Annotated in this window: 19 protein-coding genes; 8 read left to right on the forward strand and 11 right to left on the reverse strand. The window is 64.7% G+C overall.

Going from position 1 to position 21,719, the window contains the following annotated elements:
* Positions 1 to 16: 16 nt before the first annotated feature.
* The 11 genes from M8R19_RS15140 to M8R19_RS15190 form a co-directional block, all read right to left on the reverse strand.
* Complete coding sequence (locus tag M8R19_RS15140) at positions 17 to 334, reverse strand: DUF2388 domain-containing protein (protein ID WP_249918201.1); 318 nt, start codon at positions 332 to 334, stop codon at positions 17 to 19.
* Between the two features lie 95 nt (positions 335 to 429).
* Positions 430 to 642 (reverse strand): DUF1127 domain-containing protein, encoded by a 213-nt coding sequence (locus M8R19_RS33195; RefSeq protein ID WP_283939468.1) that lies wholly within the window; start codon positions 640 to 642, stop codon positions 430 to 432.
* A 150-nt stretch (positions 643 to 792) separates the two neighbouring features.
* Positions 793 to 2,850, reverse strand: coding sequence for a DUF6311 domain-containing protein (locus tag M8R19_RS15150; RefSeq protein ID WP_249918202.1), 2,058 nt, complete (start codon positions 2,848 to 2,850; stop codon positions 793 to 795).
* Between the two features lie 14 nt (positions 2,851 to 2,864).
* Positions 2,865 to 3,293 carry a GtrA family protein gene (locus M8R19_RS15155; RefSeq protein ID WP_249918203.1) on the reverse strand — a complete coding sequence of 143 codons (429 nt, stop codon included), beginning with the start codon at positions 3,291 to 3,293 and terminating at the stop codon, positions 2,865 to 2,867.
* The gene (locus M8R19_RS15160) at positions 3,290 to 4,006 is read right to left on the reverse strand and encodes a class I SAM-dependent methyltransferase (RefSeq protein ID WP_249918204.1); all 717 of its coding nucleotides are present in this window, start codon (positions 4,004 to 4,006) and stop codon (positions 3,290 to 3,292) included. The genes M8R19_RS15155 and M8R19_RS15160 overlap by 4 nt, the downstream gene beginning before the upstream one ends.
* Positions 4,007 to 4,008: 2 nt before the next feature.
* Positions 4,009 to 5,007: a glycosyltransferase family 2 protein gene (locus M8R19_RS15165; protein ID WP_249918205.1), complete on the reverse strand. Its 999-nt coding sequence runs from the start codon at positions 5,005 to 5,007 to the stop codon at positions 4,009 to 4,011.
* Positions 5,008 to 5,064: 57 nt separating this feature from the next.
* Positions 5,065 to 7,188, reverse strand: coding sequence for a DUF6311 domain-containing protein (locus M8R19_RS15170; protein WP_249918206.1), 2,124 nt, complete (start codon positions 7,186 to 7,188; stop codon positions 5,065 to 5,067).
* A 35-nt stretch (positions 7,189 to 7,223) separates the two neighbouring features.
* Positions 7,224 to 8,054: a class I SAM-dependent methyltransferase gene (locus M8R19_RS15175; protein WP_249918207.1), complete on the reverse strand. Its 831-nt coding sequence runs from the start codon at positions 8,052 to 8,054 to the stop codon at positions 7,224 to 7,226.
* 84 nt (positions 8,055 to 8,138) lie between these two features.
* A complete protein-coding gene (locus M8R19_RS15180) occupies positions 8,139 to 9,332 on the reverse strand; it encodes an acyltransferase family protein (protein WP_249918208.1) in 1,194 nt (397 codons plus the stop codon).
* A gap of 70 nt (positions 9,333 to 9,402) precedes the next feature.
* On the reverse strand, positions 9,403 to 10,710 hold the full coding sequence (locus tag M8R19_RS15185; RefSeq protein WP_249918209.1) for a glycosyltransferase: 1,308 nt from the start codon (positions 10,708 to 10,710) through the stop codon (positions 9,403 to 9,405).
* Positions 10,704 to 12,248 carry a glycosyltransferase gene (locus M8R19_RS15190; protein WP_249918210.1) on the reverse strand — a complete coding sequence of 515 codons (1,545 nt, stop codon included), beginning with the start codon at positions 12,246 to 12,248 and terminating at the stop codon, positions 10,704 to 10,706. Before M8R19_RS15190 ends, M8R19_RS15185 begins: the two co-directional genes overlap by 7 nt.
* Positions 12,249 to 12,644: 396 nt before the next feature.
* Here M8R19_RS15190 and M8R19_RS15195 point away from each other — a divergent pair, with 396 nt between their 5' ends.
* The 8 genes from M8R19_RS15195 to M8R19_RS15230 are packed head-to-tail and all read left to right on the forward strand — an operon-like array spanning position 12,645 to position 21,682.
* Positions 12,645 to 13,550 (forward strand): GDP-mannose 4,6-dehydratase, encoded by a 906-nt coding sequence (locus M8R19_RS15195; protein ID WP_249918211.1) that lies wholly within the window; start codon positions 12,645 to 12,647, stop codon positions 13,548 to 13,550.
* Between the two features lie 5 nt (positions 13,551 to 13,555).
* The gene (gene gmd / locus M8R19_RS15200) at positions 13,556 to 14,527 is read left to right on the forward strand and encodes a GDP-mannose 4,6-dehydratase (RefSeq protein ID WP_249918212.1); all 972 of its coding nucleotides are present in this window, start codon (positions 13,556 to 13,558) and stop codon (positions 14,525 to 14,527) included.
* A gap of 4 nt (positions 14,528 to 14,531) precedes the next feature.
* The gene (locus tag M8R19_RS15205) at positions 14,532 to 15,968 is read left to right on the forward strand and encodes a mannose-1-phosphate guanylyltransferase/mannose-6-phosphate isomerase (protein ID WP_249918213.1); all 1,437 of its coding nucleotides are present in this window, start codon (positions 14,532 to 14,534) and stop codon (positions 15,966 to 15,968) included.
* Complete coding sequence (locus M8R19_RS15210; RefSeq protein WP_283939469.1) at positions 15,969 to 16,766, forward strand: ABC transporter permease; 798 nt, start codon at positions 15,969 to 15,971, stop codon at positions 16,764 to 16,766.
* Positions 16,766 to 18,028: an ABC transporter ATP-binding protein gene (locus M8R19_RS15215; protein ID WP_249918215.1), complete on the forward strand. Its 1,263-nt coding sequence runs from the start codon at positions 16,766 to 16,768 to the stop codon at positions 18,026 to 18,028. The genes M8R19_RS15210 and M8R19_RS15215 overlap by 1 nt, the downstream gene beginning before the upstream one ends.
* On the forward strand, positions 18,025 to 19,413 hold the full coding sequence (locus tag M8R19_RS15220) for a glycosyltransferase family 4 protein (protein WP_249918216.1): 1,389 nt from the start codon (positions 18,025 to 18,027) through the stop codon (positions 19,411 to 19,413). Before M8R19_RS15215 ends, M8R19_RS15220 begins: the two co-directional genes overlap by 4 nt.
* On the forward strand, positions 19,397 to 20,530 hold the full coding sequence (locus tag M8R19_RS15225) for a glycosyltransferase family 4 protein (protein ID WP_249918217.1): 1,134 nt from the start codon (positions 19,397 to 19,399) through the stop codon (positions 20,528 to 20,530). Before M8R19_RS15220 ends, M8R19_RS15225 begins: the two co-directional genes overlap by 17 nt.
* A complete protein-coding gene (locus M8R19_RS15230; RefSeq protein WP_249918218.1) occupies positions 20,531 to 21,682 on the forward strand; it encodes a glycosyltransferase family 4 protein in 1,152 nt (383 codons plus the stop codon).
* Positions 21,683 to 21,719 lie beyond the last annotated feature (37 nt).

Genomic DNA, 21,719 nt, shown 5'->3' on the forward strand with positions numbered 1-21,719 from the left:
CGGGCCGAGGGGGAAGTCAGATGACCAGGATCGCCTGGGCCAGCTGCAGGTCGTTGGCGGCCAGGCTCGGCAGCTTGCCGCGGATGTGCCGCAGCGCCGCTTCCAGGTGCGCGCCGCGCACCTGCCCCTGGGTGGCGACGAAGGTGGCGGCATCGTCGCGGGCGTCCAGGACGATCTTGTCGTCGCGGAAGGAATTGGTGATGTCGGTGGTACCGTCGGAGGTGGCCTTGGTGGCGCCGACCAGCGCATCGGTGGTGACGATGAAGCTGCTGGCGAAGGCGCCGCTGGCGCAGGTGATCAGGGCGGCGGCGGTAAGCAGGCGCAGACGATTCATGGATGGACACTCCCAGTCGAGATGAAACCGCGCGGCCAAAGCTGCCGCGCGCTACCGATGCAGACTAGCGGAGCCCGCCCCTGGCGGCCAGCCGCTCAGCGCCAGAAAGGTTTCGAAAGTTCCCGCTCGCGCTGGCAACGGTCGATGCCGGCGTCGGCCAACTCGCGTTCGCCGAGCTGGGCGAGCTGGTGGCGGGTGCGGGCGTTTTGCAGGTACATGGCGATCCAACCAGCGACCTTTCGCCACGGGCTTCGGGCGTCCAGGCGCGAACCGGCAGACGAACGGAAAGGAGCAAGAACCCGGTTCATGTGGCTGTCCTTCTGGCGACGGAAGGACAGGATGCACGCCCCGGGCGTGGCCCTAACAGACACAAGCGCCGACGATCATTCCGGCACAGTCTAGACCGCCAGGGGCACTGTTATGCCGTTCCGGCGCCTTACTGTGCGGGCGAATATTCCCTAGCGCTCAGGCAGGAGTTCGACGCTGATCAACGCCAGTTCGCTGGCTCCATTGCTGAAGATGCGGATTTCCGCGCTCGAACTGGCCGTTGCCACATCGAGAATGCCCTCCAGCGTCCTGGGTTCGCCTTCGGTCCCCATCAGCGGGCCCTGGGCCAGGGTGGTCACCTGGGTCGCCGCATTGCTGACGACGTCCCAGTTGCCCACCGGCTGGGACGGACTACTGCTGGCGCTGTAGGTGACACGGTAGCGCAGCTTACCCTGGGGAATGTGGGTGTATGGACCATAACTCAGGTAGCCCGAGATGCCGGGCTGGACCACCAGGCGGCCATCGCGCAGCTGGCCGATGAGCGTGGGCAGACGTTCGGCCGGCCAGAAGCCCCAGCGCAGAGGCACGAAGCCGGCATCCCGGCAGCCTTCGCATTGGCCCATGCCCGGGAGCAGCAGTTTGATGCCATCGAGTTCACCCATCGCGTCGTCCGCACCATGTGACTGCAATGCCTGGTCCCAGAGCGCAAGATCATTGAAGACGTAGAGGGCCTTGGGGTCGTAGGTACCTGCCTGCACCTGGGCTGCCAGGGCTGCCTGGGTCCTTGCCTGGGCGTCGGTGTCAACCCTGGCGAAGTTGGCGGCATTGATCGACATGCCGTGGTGCAGGGCGAAGTTCGAAAGGGGGATGAAGTCCGGCGGAAGGTTGGTTGGCGCAATGTAGAGCACCTTGTCGTAGCGGGAACCGAGTTCGGTCCACAACCTGGAGGTCAGGGGATTGTTCCATTGCCCTTGGAAGTAATTGCGCGTACCGGCAAGCACGTTGGACAGGTCGTAGACCTGCGCGGCCAGGGCAATGGCGAGCAGGCCCAGGGCGACCTGCGGCCGGGTACGAGTGCAGACGATGGCGATGGTCGTCACGCTGAGCAGATAGAACACCGGCCAGAACATCCGGCCCGGCGAGCGGAATATCTGGTACAGACGCACTGCCCAGTCCGGTATCTCGAACTGGACCAGGGTATGGTGGCCGATGCTCACCGTATTGGTCAGCGATACCAACAGCAGGAGAACGCTCATCACGATCAGGGGCCAGATGCGCGTGTGGCTCCATTGCCCGCGGCGGCCGATTGTCAGGAGGCAGGCGATGGCCAGCAGCCCCAGCATACCCACGCCCATGTAGGCGAAACCGTCGCCTTCGATGAAGGGGAGCTGTAGTCCGGGCAGCAGCCGCGACCAGGCCCCTCGGGAGTCGATCAGCGACAACAGGTTCATTCGCCCGTAAGAGCCCGTCGCTGCCGGCGACGAGCCAAGCATGAAGTAGCCCAGGAGCCACATGGTCGTCAGGACCAGGGCGCAACCGGTCAGCCCGCGCACGATGCATCTGGCAAGACTTGCTTCGCGTCGCAGCAGGCGTTGCAGCAGATCGGCGCCCCAGATCGCGCCGAGCATGATCAGCAGGTAGGCGTGGGTCAGGGTGGCGGCCGCCAGCAGCACCAACCAGAAGCGCGCCCGGTAGGCCTTGTCGAAATAGAGATACAGCCCAGCCATGAGCAGCCACTGGCCACCCAGCGCGAGGTGGATCGAGAAGCGCATCAGGTAGGGTGGCAGCAGTAACAGCAGGCCGGTGCCCAGGCACAGCTGACGCCGGTCTTCGACGAAGCGCGATAGCGTCAGGTAGCCGAATACCCCCTGCAGCACCATGCAGGTCAGCACCCACAGGCCGAAGTACTGGAAGCTGTCGGGCAGCAGCGGGCCGATCAGTTTGAATGGCAGGGCGAACAGTGGCAGCGAGTCGGAGAAGACGATGGAGCTTCCCTGTTCCATGCCATAGCGTGGATTGGCGCCCAGCGGGAATTGCAGCAAGGGGGTTTCACGGAAGAACTCCCACCCCAGCAGATTGGTCGGTGGGTCGAAGAAGCCACGCATCAGCCAGCCGGTGTTCGATGGCAACAGAATGGACTGGCCCCCGAGGGCCAGGAACAGCAGGCAGGCCAGCAGTACGGGGATCCACAGCGAATGACGCGAATCGGTTGAGGTGCGCATCGCGAGGTTGGTTCCGGCGGTTTTCAATGTCCGTTCCATGGCTAGTGTCTGAACCCCCAGAGTCGGCTGGCCAGGAAGGTGATGCCCGGTACCACGGCGGCCGACGCGATGGCGGACAGGCGCGGCGAAAGCCAGCCGGCGGCCAGCAGAGCAGCCAGCAAGCCGCTGTTGACCAGGAAGGCACTCAGGGAAATCAGGAAGAAGCGGCGCATCGCCCTGCGCGGCGAGCCCGGTGCGGAAAAGGTCCAGATGTAGTTGCCGGAGAACGACAGGCCGAACGCACAGAGGAAGGCGACCAGGTTGGCGAGCAGCGCCGGCCATGTCGTATGGGATAGCAGCAGCCAGACGATGCCGATGTGCAGTGCGGTGGCGCCTATGCCGACGACACCGAAGCGGGCGGCGAGCAGCATCTCCTTCAGCAGGCGGCTGCGAAGTGGGCGGCGCACGGGCAGGCTCTCGTCGTGGGTCATGGGCGCCGAGCCAGGCAGAATGCTGTCAAACCGGCGACACGATTGAAGCGCAGTACCGGCAGCTCTGCCATGGATACGGCCTGCAGGGCGGCGTTGACCACACCGTTGTGTCGTTTGAGCTGCGACCTGGGCTGGCGCGCGGCACCACCCCGGAGCCGCTCGAGCAGGCGCAGGGTGGCGGCTATCGGGAACACGCCGCCAAAGTAGTAGGCGCCTTTCAGCACCTCGAGCCCGGCCTGCTCTGCGACCCGTTCGATATCGGTGAGCCGGTAGCGACGCTTGTGCTCGAGGAATACATCGTGATCGCTCCAGAGGAACTGGAAGGCCGGTACGGAAATCAGGAAGTGCGCACCGTGGGGCACCTTCTCGACGTAGTGGCGAAGCAGGCCGACATCGTCGTCGACATGCTCCAGGACATCCATCAGCAGCACCAGGTCGGAGTCCAGGCGGTCCACCGAGCGACGGAAGCGGATCGGCTTCCCAGCCTCGCTGGCATCGGAGTCCGCCGGGTAGCTGATGTCCACGCACCAGGCTTCGCCGGCGCTACCTTCGGCCAGCAGGGCGCGGGAGAAGAAGCCGGAGCCGGCGCCCACGTCTAGGATGCTCGAGGGGCGTATGTCACCGAGAAACTGCTGTACGGCGGCCCGCTTGGATCGGTAATACCAGTGGTCGGCGATGTGCTCGCCCAGGATGTCGGTTTCCTTGAGGTCCATGCTCAGTCCTCTGCTTCGTAGATGCGCCGGACGAGATACACGGGCCTGCGCTTGGATTCCAGGTAGGTGCGGCCGAGATACTCGCCCAGCACCCCGATGCCGATGAGCTGCAGGCCGCCGAGGAAGGTCACGGCGACCATCAGCGAGGCATAGCCAGGCACGTCGATGCCGAAGATCACCACCTTGAGGACGATCAGCATGGCGAACAGGAAGGCGCTCAAGGACACGGCGATGCCGAGGTAGGTCCAGATCTTCAGGGGATCGGTGCTGAAACTGGTGATGCCTTCGAGGGCGAAGTTCCACAGGCGCCAGCCATTGAACTTGCTGGTTCCGGCCACTCTTTCCGGGCGGCTGTAGTCGATATGGGTGGTACGGAACCCGACCCAGGCGAACAGGCCCTTCATGAAACGCCGGGACTCGGGCAGGTCATTCAGCGCATCCACGACCTGGCGGTCCATCAGGCGGAAGTCGCCGACGTTCTCGGGAATCGCCGGATCGGCGATCTTGTTGTGGATGCGATAGAACCAGTTGGCCGACGCCCGTTTGGCCCAGGAGTCGGAGGCGCGATCGATGCGATGCCCGAGCACCACGTCATAGCCTTCCCGCCAGTGTTCGATCATGGTCGGGATCAGCTCGGGCGGGTCCTGGAGATCGACGTCGATCGGCACTACCACCTGGCCCGTGGCGCAACGCAGACCGGCACTCAGGGCCGCTTCCTTGCCGAAATTGCGGCTCAGGTCGACGATCCTGATCCGTGCGATGCGTCGTTGCAGCAGCAGGAGTACATCGAGCGTATCGTCCTCGCTGCCGTCGTTGACGAAGACGTATTCCACTCGCACGGCATCAGGATCGGCGAACACCTGCTCGACGCGCTCGACGAACAGCGCAACGGTCTCTGCCTCGTTGTAGACGGGCACCACCAGCGACAATGCCAGCGGCGTGTCGAGCTGCGGGCGGTGGATGAGGCTCTGCCGGGGCGCAGCGTGGAGTTCACTGGTCATGTCGTTTCGTCCGTGGCTCGTGTCGCTCTTGTTATTCGGGACATGGCAGGCGCGGCCTCAATCGGCCGCACGCTGGGCGGTTTGTGGCGTGGGCGGGTCCGAAGAAATCTCCAGATCGGAGAGTTGCAGGTCTGCGCCATTGCTCAACAGGCGCAACTCGACTTTCTGCAGTGGGGCCTTCAAGGCCACCATCCCGGCGGTCGACCGGAGTTCGCCGTGGGTGCCGGCCAACGGACCGCTGGAGAGGGCGACGAAGTGCCCGCCAGCGTCTTGCCCGACGATATCCCAGGTACCGACGGTCGTGGCCTCGTCAGCTTCGCTCAGGTAGTTGATCCGGTACGAATAGACGCCTTCGCTCAGGGCGATGTAGGGGCCATAGCTGAGATATCCCGCCTCGCCCGGCTGGCGCGGGACCAGGCGCCCGTTGCGCAGTTGGCCGATCAGGCTGGGCAGTTGTTCAGCCTTCCAGCGTATCCTGAGGTCTGAATTCCGCCTGTCCAGCGGTGCCGCCACGGTAGCCCAGCTTTGCGTGGGCCGGGTGTTCATGCAGATGAGATGCTGGCTGTCGAGCATGCAGCGCCCGGCATTGAGCGCAGTGCGGAACAGCGGCGGTAGATCCAGCGGGTTGTGCAGGTGCCCCAGCTTCACGTACAGATGGCCGGGCAGTGCGGGCCCCTCGACCAGCCTGTTCTTTTTCGTGCAGTCCGTCGCGGCGCGGGCGGTATAGCCGGTATTGATCCGAAGGCCCAGTTGCGCCGCCAGGTACTGGTAGCGCACGTAGTCGTCGTCCGTGGTGGGTGGGAGGCTGCAGCCATAGGCGGGATAGACGTCAATTTCCTCGAAGCCGGCCAGCGCCGTACGCCAGGGCGCGATGTCGACGGTGGTGGGGAGGCGCGTCTGGGACAGGACACGGTCGCGTAGCGGGCGGGTGTCGTACCACTGTAATGCCAGCGCCCCGGTCATCAGCAGCAACAGCGCGAAGCTGCGACGGCGCAGCAGTATGGCCAGGACGAAGAACAGGATGCTGTAGCCCACCAGCCAGAAGAAACGGCCGCTCACCCGGAAGATGCCGGCCAGCGCTTCGGCGAAGCGGGGCAGGTGGATGTCCAGCAACTCATGCTGGCCAACGAACACTTTGTTGCTGGCCGCGTAGAGAGTCAGGGCCAGCAAGGCCAGCAGCAGGTAGCGATGGCGTGTCGCGGCGTTGAGGAACGCCCGTGGTTCCAGCAGCATGCTGGTGGCCAGCAACAGCAGCACGCCCGCGCCCAGGTAGTTGAAGCCTTCGTCCTGGCCCGGGGTCGCGTAGTGGCTGGGACATAGCAGGCCACCGCAGAAAGGCGAGAGCAGGTTCAGCGAATAGATGCCGAAGCCGCCGGCGGTGGCACCCTTGCCGATGAGATAGCCGCCCGTCAGGAGGATGGCGAACAGCACCGCGAGCGAGCCTGCGAGCCAGAGGCAGGCGCGTTTCAGGTCCAGGCTTCCCACTCTCCACTGGCTCACCAGATAGACGAGCAGGAGCGGATAGCTCATGGCGAGCAGGTAGGGGTGGACCAGCAGGGCGCTGGCGGTGATCGCGATGAATGCCGTGCAGGTTCGGCGGATGGACCATGTTCTCGAATGGCCCCTCAGATAGGTGCCCAGGGCCAGCAGGAGCAGGCCCTGGGTCATGAGTGCGGTATGCCCCAGGCGGTGCGTCAGGGCTGGCCAGATCAGTGCGAAGCCTGCCGCGAGCAGGGCGCCTGGCAGATGCCGGATGCCCAGTGAGCGAATCACGAAGACCGCTGCGGCTGCCTGCAGCAGGTAGCAGATGGCGTGCCACAGGCCGAAGTAGTGGAAGCCCGCGGGCAACACCCCGGCGAACAGCTTGAGTGGCAGGGCCAGCAGCGGGATGCTGTCGGTGAAGGCGATGCTGATGCCGTCGGGATAGTTGAGGCGATCCGTCTTCAGCAGCGGTAAATGCCAGTGGTCCTGTTCGAAGAACAGCCATCCCGACACATGCGAGGCCGCATCGCCGCCCTCGAAGAACCTGCCGTGTCCGGCCAGGAAGGTACCCGGATACAGATACAGCACCAGGGCCACGGCCATGAGCAACGGCAGAGCGTAGGCGATGCTGCGACGCGCAGGGCTCCACAGCCATTCCAGGCCAAGATTCCGCTTGCTCGATAATGCCGGGCTTCTCATCCTTCACATTCCCTGTCGGCGGTGAGGCGCTTGCATCATGGCTTGCGTGCCACTATCACCTGGCTCTTGGCGACTACCTGGTCCAGCGCTTCCTTGATGGCGGCGCCGCGGGGCGAATCGAGCAGGACGTCCCAGGTCCTGGTCCAGTTGTGCAGCAGTGGATGATCTGGATTCTCGAACCCGACGCCGGCTTCCCAGAAGAACAGCATCCACAATGACCAGTAGAAGCCGTATTGGCCATGGCTGACGACTTCCAGGCCCGCTTCCGTCACCCAGTCCCTGAACTGCTGCTCGTCGATCACCCGCACGTGGTTGGGTTTGCGGAAATAATCGTCGGCGGCGAAGCCCCGCTGGAGCTCCTCCGAGGAGGGATGGGGGGCGGAAAGCAGGTAGAGGGCGCCGGGCTGCCCCACGCGGACCAACTCGGCGAGGAAGGCTCGGGGGTCATCCACGTGCTCGATGACTTCGGTGCTGACCACGCGGCTGACGGAGGCATCCGGAATCGGCAGTGGAGCGCTGTCGGTGACCAGACACTCGACGCTGCGGGCCGCGCTTTCCTGCAGGCGCTGACGGGTGGCCTCGATCTTTTCGGCGTCGATGTCGGCCACGATGATGCGCGCGCCACGCATGGCGCAGAAGTGCACATTGCCGCCGTTGCCGCAACCGACATCCAGCACGGTGTCCTCGGGGCCCACGGGAAAACCTCGGTAGAGCTCGCCGTTCTGCTGGTCGAACCAGCCGCTCAGGGCTGCATCCTTGAGGCCGAGCATGTACGGGTCGACGCGCGGTTCCGGGGGGCTGCCGGGGTCTTCAATCGCAGGCGGAGTGGCTGGGGTGGTCAGGAAGTTCTTCAGCCGGTTCAGCATGGCCAGTTCTCCAGGAGCTTTCCGAACAGAGATATGCGGGATGTATCTGCGTGTCCGGGATACACGAAGGGAGCGCGGCTAAGGCTAGGCTGCCTCATTGCGGACGTCTCCTGCGGCATGTCGCGTTTCGGTCGAGAAACGCCGGGCAATGGCGGCGCCACGGGTTCTGAGCGGCAACTCGATATAGCGGTAGTTCGCTTCGCTGCAAAGGACGATGGTGCCGGTAGCCAGGGCCAGGAACAGCAGGGTATGGGTGCCGTCCAGGGCGCTGTCGCCATACAGACGGAAGGCAACTTCCCGGGTCAGGAAGAATGCCGGGATATGGATGAGGTAGATGCCGTAGGAGCGGCTGCCCAGCCAGAGGCCAAGGCGTTGCAGGGGCGCGGGAAGGGCCAGGTAGCCGCGATCATAGGAGGCCAGCCAGACCAGGGCCGCGCTGAACAGGGCGATCACCCCGATACGCCAGACGGACCAGAGGTGCTGCTCGGTGGACACCCGCGTCAACCCCAGCACCAGCAGTGCCGCCAGGATCAGCCCCAGGGGGCGCCAGCGCAACAGCCAGGTCGGCTCCAGGCGTGCATAGAAGGGCCTGTGGCTGGCCAGGGCCAGAAGTACGCCCCAGGCCAGCGCGTCGGTACGCAGCACCATCAGCAACGGTGTGCGCCAGACGAAGAACTGGGCGGCTATCACCCCTACCAGGATCCAGGGCAGGAAGCGGCGCGAGACGAATATCAGCAGCGGCAGCAGGAGATAGAACTGCTCCTCCAGCGACAGGCTCCAGTAGACGAAGCTGACGCCATACTCGTAGCGGAAGAAGCTGTCGGCGAAACGGAAGTTCGCGTATTGCAGTATCCCCGCGAGTGTTGCGGCGAGGTTGGCGGACAAGGTACCGAAGGCGCCCGATTCGTTCAGGAAGCGGCAAGCCAGCAGCATCAGCAGCAGCCAGAGCCAGGCCGAGGGTAAAAGGCGGAAGGCGCGCCTGACCCAGAACTGCACGCTGTTGCGCCAGAACTCGGCGATACCGTTGCAGCCCTGCAGGCGGGGAATCAGGTCCCGGGCGATGACGAAGCCGGAAATGGCGAAGAACAGATCGACGCCCCACCACAGCTCGAAGCGCCGGAAGAAGGCATCCAACAGCGGCGTGGGCCAGTGGAACAGATTGCCATGGGCATGGTGCACGACCACGCTGACCACGGCGAGCGCCCGCAACAACTCGATGTCCTGGATACGCCGGCCGGGAGTGTGGCCCTGGCGGTCCGTCATCGGTAACCGATGCATGACACACCCTCCGCCATTGCCGGCTGGCCCTGTCCGGGGCGAGCAGATGATCGGCATGGCAATGCCATGGTCACAGACTTGCGCATAGCTCATCGCCCGTTATCGCCCTGCGAGCCTGCAGGGCAGCGAGGAAGGCGGACAGCCGGGCCTGCGCCTGTTCCAGGCTGCAGAACGCCTGCAGGGCGTTCACTGCGGCCTCGCTCATGTGCGCATAGCGCTGGGGGTCTTCCTTCGCCACCCGGTAGCTTTCCTGGTAGGCCGCAAGCAGCGAGTCCCAGTTGGTGATGTAGCGCAGGGTACGGTAGGCCGCCCGCGGGTCATGGGGCCAGGCAGTGAGTTCCTCGGTGCAATCCACCACGAAGGCATTGTCGCTGTCGATGTAATCGAGCATCGCCGTATTGCGCGGGGCTATGGCCGGCTTGCCGCAGGACATGAACTCCATCAGCGGCAGGCACTGCCCCTCGCCGTAGGAGGTATTGACCACGTAGCTGGTGGCCTCCACCAGGCGTTCGTAGTCGGCATCCTCGAGGTAGCCGTGGATCAGCACGAAGCGGCAACGGTAGGGCCTGAGCTTGTAGAGGTGGTGGAGCATGTCCGCCAGCGCATCGTCGATGCAGTGGTGGGTGAGCTTGAGTACCAGGGTGGCGTCTTCACAATCGCGGAAGGCCCAGCAGAAGGCGCCGAGCATGTCGATCCAGTTCTTGCGGCCGTCGTAGGGGTTGAACACCGAGGTGTAGATCACCCCGTCCAGGCGCAGTTTCTGCCTTTCGCGCGAGGCCTCGAAGTCAATGCGTGGCGCATCGCGATGGGGTTCGGGGGCATAGCCGCCCACGTCGTCCACACGGCTGTCGATCACCAGGCCGTCGACCTGCAATTCCAGTTGCTCGGCCACCGGCCTGCGTTGCAGACGGGCCGCCAGGGCGGCGAAGCGGTTCCAGACCGGGGCGGGGATGCTCACCACCGGGAAGTCCGGGCCCATGGACTGGCGTACCGAGTCGACGGTGAAGCTGGAATGGGTGATGGCCGCCCCCAGCCGGTCGAACACCAGGCGCCAGTCGTGGCGAGGTTCGCCGTACCAGCTTTCGTAAGGGATGACGCTGAACTCCCAGGCGAACACCGGGATGGTCGGGCAACGGTAATGAATGGGGGTGCGGTGCGGTGGCGAGAAGGATAGGAAGATGCACTCCTCGCCGCGGCGCTGGCAGTCGGCGTAGATCCGATCGACGAGGTCGTCCGGGTCGCTGATTTCCATTACTTGCCCCAGGCGCTCGAGTAACGGGCGGAACTCCTTGAGCACGAAGTAATAGCTGTACTCGGGCTTGCCGAGGTTCTCGCGGATGTTGCTGCGGTTGGTTTCCGAATGGATGAGGATCAGCATGCCGCGTCTCCCGCGACGGCTTTGTCCAGCCTACCGGTGCCCAGGAAGGTGCCGAGGAACTCTCCCAGTTCGTTCGCGAAACGCTCCTCGCCGGCGAATTCGCGCATCCGCTGGCGTGCCGCTGCGGACATCGCCTGATAACGCTCCGGTGCCTGCCGGGCAATCTCGTGGCTGTCCAGGTAGGCCTGCTTCAGTGCGCCCCAGTCCGGACGGTAGCGTACGGTCCGGTAGCTCAGGCGGGTGTCCTGGGGCCATACGGCATGTTCGCGGCAAGCGGGGACGACGAAGGCCAGGTCGCCGTCGACGTAGTCCTCCATCGCGGTGTGCGCCGGGGCTATGGCCGGCTTGCCGCAGGCCAGGAACTCCATCAGCGGAAGGCACAGGCCTTCGCAGCGCGAGGCATTGACGTAGTAGCTGGTGGCCTCGCGCAGGCGCTGGAATTGTTTGTCGTCGAGGAAGCCGTGCATGACTACAACACGGCAAGCGAAGGGGGCCAGCTGCGACAACAGGGTCAGCATGTGCACGTAGTAGCTGGCCAGGTCCTTCTGGGTGATCTTGAGTACCAGGGTCGCGTCTGCAGTGTCGCGGAACGCCCAGCAGAAAGCCGTGACCAGGTTCTCCCAGTTCTTGCGCCCATCCGCAGGGTTGAATACCGAAACGTAGACCACGCCTTCCACTTGGACCTCGACCAGCTGTGAGGTATCCGGCAACTGCGCCTGGGGATGCTCCTCGATCACGGCTGTGGAGGATGCCGCGGGCGGCTCGGCCGGCGCTGGCGGGCTGGGGCGCCGCAGCAGTCGGCTCAGGCCCCGGCGCAATGCGGCAGGCACGAGGTCGCGCACGGCCTCGCGATACCACATCAGGAGGTAATGCCGGGTGATCAGCGCGCGCCGTTGCCAGGTGAGTGCCGGCACGGCTTCGATAATGGGCTCGATGGGCTCGTCTGCGGTGGCGGGAATATCATGTATCGGTGCGATGAGTCCGTCGGCAGACAGGCCCAGCAGGCGGGTATCGAGGATGCAGCCACGAATCTGCAGTTTCGTCGGCTCGATGATGGCGTTGGCCGGCGCTTGTCCGCCGAGGCTGGCATAGGTCTCCCAGAGCGGTGTCGGCAGGGGAATCACCGGGAAGCCCTCGCCCATCGAGGCGCGGATCGCCCGGGCAGTGTGCGACGACAGGCTGATCGCCCCGCCATGCCGGCTGAGCACGTAGCGCCAGTCCGAGCGCGGATCATCGTTCCAGGTTTCGTTGGGGATGCTGTCGTATTCCCAGGCGATGACGCAGAGGATGGGGCAGGCGAGGGAAAGCGGAGCCTTGTGCGGTGGGCCGAAGAACAGTGCCAGGCAATCACGCCCGGCCGTGCGCAGCCGATGGGCGGTGGCTTCCAGTTCCTGCAGGCTCTGCGGGCGATGCACTTCGCCAAGCGCCTGCAGAACCGGCAGATAGGCCTTGAGAACGAAGAAATAGCTGTACTCGGGAGTGCCGAGACTGCTGTCGATGGTGCTCTCGCCAATATCCGAAAACAGGATGAAGTCCATACGGTCCTACAACACTGCGAAGGCGCTGCCGGCAGCGCCTCACAGGCCGTTGCCTGTGTATTGTTCTTGTTACCACCCTGGCGGCCGGGGTGGGGCTTCTGTCCAGATCGACGACCGGGTTGTCGGGCTGGGCAGGTTGCAAGCGCTGGCGGCCGCATTCTAAACACAGCGCAGCCGGCTTCGAAAAGTGCTTAAGTACCATGTATGAAAAATTGAAGCAGAACCGACCGGTCACTCAGCTTTAGGTTGAATTTGTCATTCATTTACTACAGGTTAACGAGACAAGTACAACAGCAGAAGAATCCTAATCGCATCATTTTCGCGACTTCTGCAGGCACCTTTCCAGCTCGTAGCACCTGCCGGATGTTCCCTGGGTGCTCATGACAAGGGGTTCTCTTGAGAAAGCGCCTATTGGTCACCGGCCTCACGGGATTCGTCGGACACCACATCCGAACCTGGCTTGATCAGCACGAGAGCGTGTGGGAACTGCTCGAGGTGCCCGAACGCCCCGACCTCACCGATCCGGAAGCGGTGCGTGCCGGTTACAGTCAGCGGCCGGATGCCGTCATCCATCTCGCCGGGCAGACCTTCGTCCCGGAAGCGTTTCGCGATCCCGCGGGTACGCTGCAGGTCAATCTCCTGGGCACCCTCAACCTGCTGCAGGCGCTCAAGGCCCTCGATTTCTCCGGGGACTTCCTCTACGTCAGTTCCGGGGACATCTATGGTCAGGTGGACGAAGCACGTCTTCCCATCCGCGAAGACCTTCTGCCTGCGCCTCGCAACCCCTACGCCGTCAGCAAGCTGGCGGCCGAACAGCTCTGCTTGCAGTGGGGCATGACCGAAGGCTGGCGAGTGATGGTCGCGCGGCCCTTCAATCACGTGGGCAGCGGGCAGAAAGAGAGCTTCGTCATCGCCAGTGCTGCGCGACAGATCGCTCTGATTCGTGCAGGCCTGCAGGAGCCTCGGCTGCTGGTTGGCGACATCGACGTCAGTCGCGACTTCCTGGATGTCCGCGATGTGGTGTCGGCCTACTTCGCCTTGCTTGAACGAGGCCGGCCCGGACAGGTCTACAACGTCTGCTCCGGTGAAGAACGGCGGATTCGCGACCTGATCCAGCAACTGGCCGATCTCGCCCAGGTGGAGATCGAACTGGTGCAGGACCCCGCACGCATGCGCCGTGCGGAACAACGCCGAGTATGCGGCAGTCATTCCAAGCTGCACGAGGCGACCGGCTGGAAGCCGGACATAACGATAAATCAGACCCTGACGGCGATCCTGTCGGACTGGGCATCACGGGTGTAGCGACAATGACAAGAAACGCACTCATCACGGGAGTGACGGGCCAGGACGGTGCCTACCTGGCAAAACTGCTGCTCGAAAAGGGATACCGCGTGCACGGCCTGGTGGCCCGGCGTAGCTCCGATACCCGCTGGCGTTTGCGCGAGCTGGACATCGAATCGGAGTTGGTCTATCTGGATGGCGATATGGCTGATGCCTCGTCCATCCAGCGCGCGGTCATCAAGGCCAAGCCGGATGAAATCTACAACCTGGCGGCGCAAAGCTTCGTCGGCAGCTCATGGGACCAGCCGATCACCACCGCCGTGGTCGACGGCCTGGGGGTTACCCACCTGCTCGAGGCGATCCGCCAGTTCAGTCCGCAGACGCGCTTCTACCAGGCCTCCACCAGCGAGATGTTCGGCCTGATCCAGGCCGAGCGGCAGGACGAGAACACGCCCTTCTACCCGCGCAGCCCCTATGGCGTGGCCAAGCTGTACGGCCACTGGATCACGGTGAACTACCGCGAGAGCTTCGGCCTGCACACCTCCAGCGGCATCCTCTTCAACCACGAATCGCCGCTGCGTGGCATCGAGTTCGTGACCCGCAAGGTCACCGATGCCGTGGCGCGGATCAAGCTCGGCAAACAGAAGGAGTTGCGCCTAGGCAACATCGATGCCAAGCGCGACTGGGGTTTCGCTGGCGACTACGTCGAGGCCATGTGGCTGATGCTGCAGCAGGAAAAGCCCGATGACTATGTGGTGGCAACTGGCGTGACCACCACGGTGCGGGAAATGTGCCGCATCGCCTTCGACTACGTCGGCCTGAAGTACCAGGACCACGTGGTGGTCGATCAGGCCTTCTTCCGCCCCGCGGAGGTCGACGTGCTCCTGGGCAACCCGGCCAAGGCCGAGCGGGTGCTGGGCTGGAGCCCGCGTACCAGCCTCGAGAATCTGATTCACATGATGGTGGATGCCGACCTGCGGCGAGTCGACAAGGAGTAGCGCCATGCTGGTTCCTGTGATTCTTTCCGGTGGTGCCGGGACGCGTCTGTGGCCGGTTTCCCGCGAGGGGCAGCCCAAACCCTTCATGGCGCTTCCCGACGGCCAGACCCTCCTGCACAAGACCTATTGCCGTGCTGCCAGTCTTCTGCCCGGCGATGGCGAGATCGTCACGGTGACCAACCGTGACTACTACTTCCAGAGCAAGGACCACTTCCTTGCCGCCAAGCTGCGCCAGCGCGGACATTTCGTCCTGGAGCCGGTGGGGCGCAATACGGCGCCTGCGGTCGCCATGGCGGCGTTGGCCGTACGCGCCAGGCACGGCGACCAGGCATTGCTGGTGGTGATGCCGGCGGACCACCTGATCCGCGACCTCGAGGCCTTCGGCCGGGCGGTCGAGCGTGCGGCCGCCCTGGCCGAGGCCGGTCACCTGGTCACTTTCGGCGTGGTGCCCACGGCGCCGGAAACCGGTTTCGGCTACATCGAGATGGGCGAGCCACTGGGCGAGGGCCGCGGTGCCATTGTCCGGCGTTTCGTGGAGAAGCCCGACCTGGAGACTGCCCGGCAATTCCTCGACAGCGGTGATTTCCTCTGGAACTCGGGCATGTTCTGCTTCAGCGTCGCCACGCTGCTTAGTGAGCTGGAACGCCACGCTCCGGAAATCCTCGCCAGCGCCATCGCCTGCCACGAAGCCAGCAGCGGCGACGAACTGGGTCAGGTGGTGCAGCAGGAGCTGAGCGGCGAGCATTTCGCCGCCTTCCCCGACATTTCCATCGACTACGCACTGATGGAGCGCTCAGAGCGCGTCGCGGTGGTTCCGGCGGCCTTCGACTGGAGTGACATCGGCTCCTGGGGGGCGCTGAGCGCGCTGGTCGAGCCCGATGCGCAGAACAATCGCGCAGCCGCTGACGCGGTGTTCGTCGATACCTGCAACACCTACGTGCAGAGCGACGACCGCCTGGTGGCCACCGTGGGCGTATCCGACCTGATCGTCATCGATACCGCGGACGCCATCCTGGTCGCCCACGCCGAGCGCGCCCAGGACGTGCGCAAGGTGGTCAAGCAGCTCAAGGACAGCGAGCACCAGGCTTATCGCCTGCACCGCACCGTGAGCCGTCCGTGGGGAACCTACACGGTGCTGGAGGAAGGGCCGCGCTTCAAGATCAAGCGCATCGTGGTCAAGCCGGGGGCCTCACTGTCGTTGCAGATGCACCATCACCGCAGCGAACACTGGATAGTGGTGCGTGGCATGGCCAAGGTCACCAATGGCGAGGGCGTGCGCCTGGTGAACAGCAACGAGTCCACCTACATCCCTGCAGGGCACAAGCACCGTCTGGAGAACCCCGGTGTCATCGACCTAGTGATGATCGAGGTACAAAGCGGCGAATACCTGGGGGAGGACGACATCGTCCGCTTCGAGGACCAGTACGGCAGGGCCTGCTAGATGTTGGCGAGGATGTTCCAGGGAATCTGGCAGTACCGTGGCTTCGTCGCCGGCAGTGTGCGCCGCGAGTTCGAGTCGCGCTACCGCGGCTCGATGCTGGGCGCGGCATGGACGGTGCTCAACCCGCTGGCGATGATCCTGGTGTACACGGTGATCTTCTCCGAGGTGATGCGGGCTCGGTTGCCGGGCGTCGATGACCGCATGGCGTTCGGCGTGTTCATCTGTTCCGGGCTGCTCACCTGGGGCCTGTTCTCCGAGGTGATCGGGCGCAGCCTGACGATGTTCCTGGACAACGCGAACCTGCTGAAGAAGCTCAACTTCCCGCGTATCTGCCTGCCGGTGGTGAGCGTGCTCAACGCCCTGGTGAACTTCGCCATCATCTTCGCGTTGTTCTGCGGCTTCCTGGCCATCTCCGGCCGGCTGCCCGGCATCGCCCTGCTGGCCTTCCCCGCCCTGCTCCTGCTGCAACTGCTGTTCGCCTGCGGGCTGGGCATGTTGCTGGGCGTGCTCAACGTGTTCTTCCGCGACGTCGGGCAACTGTTCGGCATCCTCCTGCAGTTCTGGTTCTGGTTCACGCCCATCGTCTACCCGACCAGCATCCTGCCGGAGAGCATCCGCGGGCTGATCCAGTTCAATCCGATGACGCCGCTGATCCAGTCTTACCAGAACCTCTTCCTATATGGCCGCTGGCCCGTATGGACTGACCTGCTGCCGCTGCTGCTCTCGGCCCTGGTGCTGTGCGTCCTGGCGCTGGCGCTGTTCCGTAGCCGTTCCGGCGAGATGGTGGACGAACTCTGATGGGCCACATACGTATCCAGCAACTCGGCAAGGCCTACCGCCAGTACCCCTCGCGCTGGGCCCGGCTGCTCGAATGGCTGTCTCCCGGCACCCGACCACGCCACCAGCAAAAATGGGTGCTGCAGGATATCGACCTGGACATCGCGCCCGGCGAGGCAGTAGGGCTGGTCGGTTCCAATGGCGCCGGCAAGAGCACACTGCTCAAGATCATCACCGGCACCACCCTGCCCACCCACGGCAGCTGCAGTGTCGGTGGGCGGGTCTCGGCGCTGCTGGAGCTGGGCATGGGCTTCCACCCGGAATTCACCGGCCGCCAGAACGTATTCATGGCCGCGCAGCTGCAGGGGCTGCAGCGCGAGGAAATCGAGGAGCTGATGCCGGCCATCGAGGCCTTCGCCGAGATCGGCGACGCCATCGACCAGCCGGTGCGCACCTATTCCAGTGGCATGCAGATGCGCCTGGCATTCAGCGTCGCCACCGCGCGCCGCCCCGACGTGCTGATCGTCGACGAGGCGCTGTCGGTGGGCGATGCCTACTTCCAGCACAAGAGTTTCGAGCGCATCCGCAGCTTCCGTCGCGACGGCACCACGTTGCTGATCGTGTCCCATGACCGCTTCGCCATCCAGTCCATCTGTGATCGCGCTGTGCTGCTGGAGTTCGGCAGGGTCGTGCAGCAGGGCGACCCGGAGATGGTCATGGACTATTACCACGCGCGCATGACCGCCGGCCTCAACTATCGGGTACGCCAGGAGATGCTGGCCAACGGCAAGGCGCGAACCATCTCCGGTACCGGGGAGGTCGAGGTCGAGTCGGTGCGCCTGCTGGAGCAGGATACCTCGGTGGAAATCATCGAAGTGGGCTGCGAGGTGACGCTGGAGGTGGTGGTCCGCGCGACCCAGGACATTAGCCAACTGGTGCTGGGGTTCATGCTCAAGGACCGCCTGGGCCAGGCCATGTACGGCATCAACTCCTACCGCCTGAAGCAGACGCTGGAGAATATCCGGGCAGGTGAGCGCATCCTGTATCGATACAGCTTCCCGATGCGCCTGGGACCAGGCAACTACTCAGTTTCCTTGAGCCTTTCCAGGCGTGACTCGCACCTGGACGGCAGCTACGAATGGCGCGACTGCGCCATGCTGTTCCAGGTGGCCAACGCCAGCCATGAGAACTTCGTCGGCTATTCCTGGCTGGGGGCGGAGCTTGCGGTCGAGCGCCTGGACGCTACAGCGGAAGCTCTCGAACTGAGGCGTAGCCTGCCATGACGCGCATACTCATCGAATGCACGTACGTCTTCGAACACCCCGAGGTAAACTCGGGTATCCAGCGCGTCGTGCGCAATGTCATCCGCAATCTCGATGCGGTCCAGGCCGGGGTCGAATGCATACCCGTGGTTTTCCAGCGCGGGCGGATGTTCCGGGTACTGGCGCTGGCTCCCCTGTCCGGCCGCGATCTACCCTGGCACAGCCGCATGCGCGTGGCCCTGGAGCAACTGCGCAACGACTACTGGATGTGGCACGCGCGACTGGAGCGGCGCTGGCCGATGAACCGTTGGCACAATGCGCGGCGGGCACTCTATGTGTGCTGCAAACTGGCCAGCCTGAGCTTCACCCTGCCGCTGCGGTTCGCCACCTATGCTTCGCGCAACCACGTGGTGCCTGAACGCATGCAGGCGATGGAGGTGCAGCCGGGAGACCAGTTGCTGTTGCTCGACTCGTCCTGGCATGCCGATTTCTTCCCCGTCGCCGAGCGTCTCAAGGCACAAGGGGTAGGAATCGTCTCAGTGATCTACGACCTGATCCCCTCTACGCACCCGCAGTATTGCGACGCCGGCCTGGTCCGTGTCTTCGATCGCTGGTTCGACTGGATCGCCGAGATGGCCGATGGATTCATGTGCATCTCCACCACCATCCGCGACCAGTTGCGTGCAGAGATCGTCCGCCGTCGGGGCGAGGCGGTGGCCGGGCAGATCTGGTTCGACCACTTCTACCTGGGCTCGGAGCTGGACCTGGCTGACCGCCCCGGTCGTATCGATCCGCGCCTGCTGCGGCTGTTCGAGGCGGGTGCGCCGGTGTACCTGATGGTCAGCACCATAGAGCCACGAAAGAACCACGCCTATCTGCTGGATGCCTTCGAGCGTCTCTGGGCCCGCGGCTCCCCGGCCCACCTGTGCATCATCGGGCGCGTCGGCTGGAAGTGCGAGGATCTGATCGCCCGCATCCGCCGACATCCGGAATTGAACAAACGCCTGCATGTTTTCCACAAGCTCAACGATCGAGGCCTGGAGCGCGCCTATGCGAACGCCAAGGCACTGGTGTTCCCGTCCTTTGTCGAAGGCTTCGGCCTGCCGCTGGTAGAGGCCATGCAACGCCAGTTGCCGGCCATGGCCAGCGATATCCCGGTATTCCGTGAGATCGGCGGCGACTTCATGGCCTATTTCGATCTGGACCAGCCGGACTCCCTCGCTGCGCTCGTGGAGCGCTTCGAAGAATCGGGTCGGTTCCCGGCGGAGCGACCGGTTTCCGAATGGCGCTGGATCGGATGGCGTGAGGCCAGCCAGCAACTCATCGCACGCGTAGTGCGGGCGCAGAGGCAACCGCCTTTGGGAGGGGCGCCGGAAAAGGACGAACAGCGTGAAGGTTGCGCTTAACACCCGCATCCTCCAGGCCCCGCGAACCGGCATCGGCCAGTACGTGGCGGCGCTGGCGCAGGCCCTGGGCGAGCAGCCCGGCGTGGGTCTGGACTATTTCCATGGCTGGGGTTGGTCACAGGCGCTGCCGCAGGCGGCGTTGCCGGGCTATTCGCGCTGGAGTGCCGCGGCCAGGCGGGTGCCGGGCGCCTACCGGATCCGCCGCTGGCTGGAGCAGCAGCGCTTCGATCGCGGCCTGCGCGATCGGGATGTGCAGCTGTACCACGAGCCGAGCCTGTGGCCGCTGACGTTCGACGGCCCCATGGTCATGACGGTGCATGACCTGACCCACGTGCGTTATCCCCAGACCCAGCCGCGTGACCGCCTGGCGGAGATCGAGCGGCGTGTCGGCGAAGGCGTGGCCCGGGCCGGGCGCATCCTGGTGGATTCGCACTTCGTCGGCGAGGAGCTGCGTGCGTATTTCGGCCTGCCGGCGGAGCGGGTGATGGTCGCGCCCCTGGGGTGTGCGCCGCGCTTCCGGCCGCGCACGGCGGAACAGTTGCGAACTGTACTGGCGCCACTGGCTCTGGAAGCCGGGGGCTATCTGATCTGCGTGGGTACGCTGGAGCCGCGCAAGAACCTGCAGCAGGCCCTGCGCGCCCATGCCCTGTTGCCGCCGACGCTGCGCGAACGCTATCCGCTGCTGATCGCCGGCATGGCCGGCTGGCGCCAGGAACAGCTGGACGCGGAACTGGCCGTGGCGCTGGCCGGCGGCCAGGTGCGCCTGCTCGGCTACCTGGACGACGACACCCTGGCGTGCGTGCTCGCCGGCGCGCGCCTGCTGTTGTTCCCGTCGCTCTACGAGGGCTTTGGGCTGCCGGTGCTGGAGGCCATGGCCAGCGGCATACCGACGGTGCTGGCGCGCACCTCGTCACTACCGGAAGTGGCCGGCGAGGCCGGCTGTTTCGTCGAGCCGCAGGATGAGCAGGGCATGGCCGATGCCATCCAGCGGCTGCTGGAGGACGGGAACGAATGGGCACGTCTGCGGCGCCTGGGGCTGGACCGCGCCGGGGCTTTCAGCTGGCAGGCGTGCGCCCGCGCCACCGTCGAGGCCTATCGCCAGGCCATGGGAGGCTGAATGCGCGTTCTACATTTCTTCAAGACCTACCTGCCCGACTCCGTGGGCGGGATCGAACAGGTGATCAACCAGCTCTGCCGTAGCGGCGAGGCCCACGGCATCGAGAACGAGGTGCTCACCTTGAGCGCCAATCCCGAGCCGGCGCTGCTGGAGGTCGATGGACACCGGGTGCACCGTGCGCGCCTGGATCTGCAACTGGCCTCGACGGGCTTCTCCTACAGCGTGCTGCCGCGCTTCCGCGCCCTGGCCGCCGAGGCCGACATCATCAATTTCCACTTCCCCTGGCCGTTCATGGACTTGGTGCATTTCCTGTCCGGGGTGCGCAAGCCGATGGTGGTGACCTACCACTCGGACATCGTCCGCCAGCGCCACCTGCTCAAACTGTACCAGCCGCTGATGAACAGCTTTCTCGGCTGCGCCGACCGCATAGTGGCGGCCTCGCCCAACTACCTGGCCACCAGCGAGGTGTTGCGGCGCTTCCCGGGCAAGACCGAAGTGATTCCCTACGGTCTGGACAAGACGGGTTATCCACAGCCCGATGCGAACTGCCTGGACGGCTGGCGCCAGCGTGTGGGAGAGGGTTTCTTCCTGTTCGTCGGGGTGATGCGCTACTACAAGGGCCTGCACATCCTGCTGGAAGCGATCCAGGGGACCGGCTACCCGCTGGTGGTGGTCGGCGCCGGGCCGCTGGAAGCTGAGTTGAAGGCGCAGGCCGCCGCCCTTGGGGTGGAGGGCCACGTGCGCTTCCTGGGGCGGGTCAGCGAGGTGGACAAGGTGGCGCTGCTGCAACTGAGCCGCGCCATCGTGTTTCCTTCGCACCTGCGTTCGGAGGCGTTCGGCATCTCCCTGCTGGAAGGCGCGATGTACGGCAAGCCGATGATTTCCAGCGAGATCGGGACGGGCACCAGCTACATCAATATCCAGGGGGTGACGGGGCTGGTGGTGCCGCCCAGCGAGCCGAAGGCGTTCCGCGAGGCGATGCGCTGGATATGGGAGCACCCGGAGAGCGCAGCCGAGATGGGCAGGAAGGCCGAGGCGCGCTACGAGGAACTGTTCACCGCCGAGACCATGGGACGGCGCTGGGCCGGTCTGTATCGGGAACTGCTGTTCGCCGATCCGGGCCTGGAAAAGCAGAAAGGCCGCTCAATCTAGCGGCCTTTCACCAGTACAGTTTCGAACTGTCTATCTA

The sequence above is a fragment of the Pseudomonas sp. R3.Fl genome (assembly GCF_023516765.1).
Lineage (GTDB): Bacteria > Pseudomonadota > Gammaproteobacteria > Pseudomonadales > Pseudomonadaceae > Pseudomonas > Pseudomonas citronellolis.

Excerpts from the sequence above, each read along its gene's own strand:
- M8R19_RS15140 (WP_249918201.1), bottom strand. The coding sequence starts at position 334 with ATGAATCGTCTGCGCCTGCTTACCGCCGCCGCCCTGATCACCTGCGCC.
- M8R19_RS33195 (WP_283939468.1), bottom strand. The coding sequence starts at position 642 with ATGAACCGGGTTCTTGCTCCTTTCCGTTCGTCTGCCGGTTCGCGCCTG.
- M8R19_RS15155 (WP_249918203.1), bottom strand. The coding sequence starts at position 3,293 with ATGACCCACGACGAGAGCCTGCCCGTGCGCCGCCCACTTCGCAGCCGC.
- M8R19_RS15160 (WP_249918204.1), bottom strand. The coding sequence starts at position 4,006 with ATGGACCTCAAGGAAACCGACATCCTGGGCGAGCACATCGCCGACCAC.
- M8R19_RS15165 (WP_249918205.1), bottom strand. The coding sequence starts at position 5,007 with ATGACCAGTGAACTCCACGCTGCGCCCCGGCAGAGCCTCATCCACCGC.
- M8R19_RS15170 (WP_249918206.1), bottom strand. The coding sequence starts at position 7,188 with ATGAGAAGCCCGGCATTATCGAGCAAGCGGAATCTTGGCCTGGAATGG.
- M8R19_RS15175 (WP_249918207.1), bottom strand. The coding sequence starts at position 8,054 with ATGCTGAACCGGCTGAAGAACTTCCTGACCACCCCAGCCACTCCGCCT.
- M8R19_RS15180 (WP_249918208.1), bottom strand. The coding sequence starts at position 9,332 with ATGCATCGGTTACCGATGACGGACCGCCAGGGCCACACTCCCGGCCGG.
- M8R19_RS15185 (WP_249918209.1), bottom strand. The coding sequence starts at position 10,710 with ATGCTGATCCTCATCCATTCGGAAACCAACCGCAGCAACATCCGCGAG.
- M8R19_RS15190 (WP_249918210.1), bottom strand. The coding sequence starts at position 12,248 with ATGGACTTCATCCTGTTTTCGGATATTGGCGAGAGCACCATCGACAGC.
- gmd (WP_249918212.1), top strand. The coding sequence starts at position 13,556 with ATGACAAGAAACGCACTCATCACGGGAGTGACGGGCCAGGACGGTGCC.
- M8R19_RS15205 (WP_249918213.1), top strand. The coding sequence starts at position 14,532 with ATGCTGGTTCCTGTGATTCTTTCCGGTGGTGCCGGGACGCGTCTGTGG.
- M8R19_RS15210 (WP_283939469.1), top strand. The coding sequence starts at position 15,969 with ATGTTGGCGAGGATGTTCCAGGGAATCTGGCAGTACCGTGGCTTCGTC.
- M8R19_RS15215 (WP_249918215.1), top strand. The coding sequence starts at position 16,766 with ATGGGCCACATACGTATCCAGCAACTCGGCAAGGCCTACCGCCAGTAC.
- M8R19_RS15220 (WP_249918216.1), top strand. The coding sequence starts at position 18,025 with ATGACGCGCATACTCATCGAATGCACGTACGTCTTCGAACACCCCGAG.
- M8R19_RS15230 (WP_249918218.1), top strand. The coding sequence starts at position 20,531 with ATGCGCGTTCTACATTTCTTCAAGACCTACCTGCCCGACTCCGTGGGC.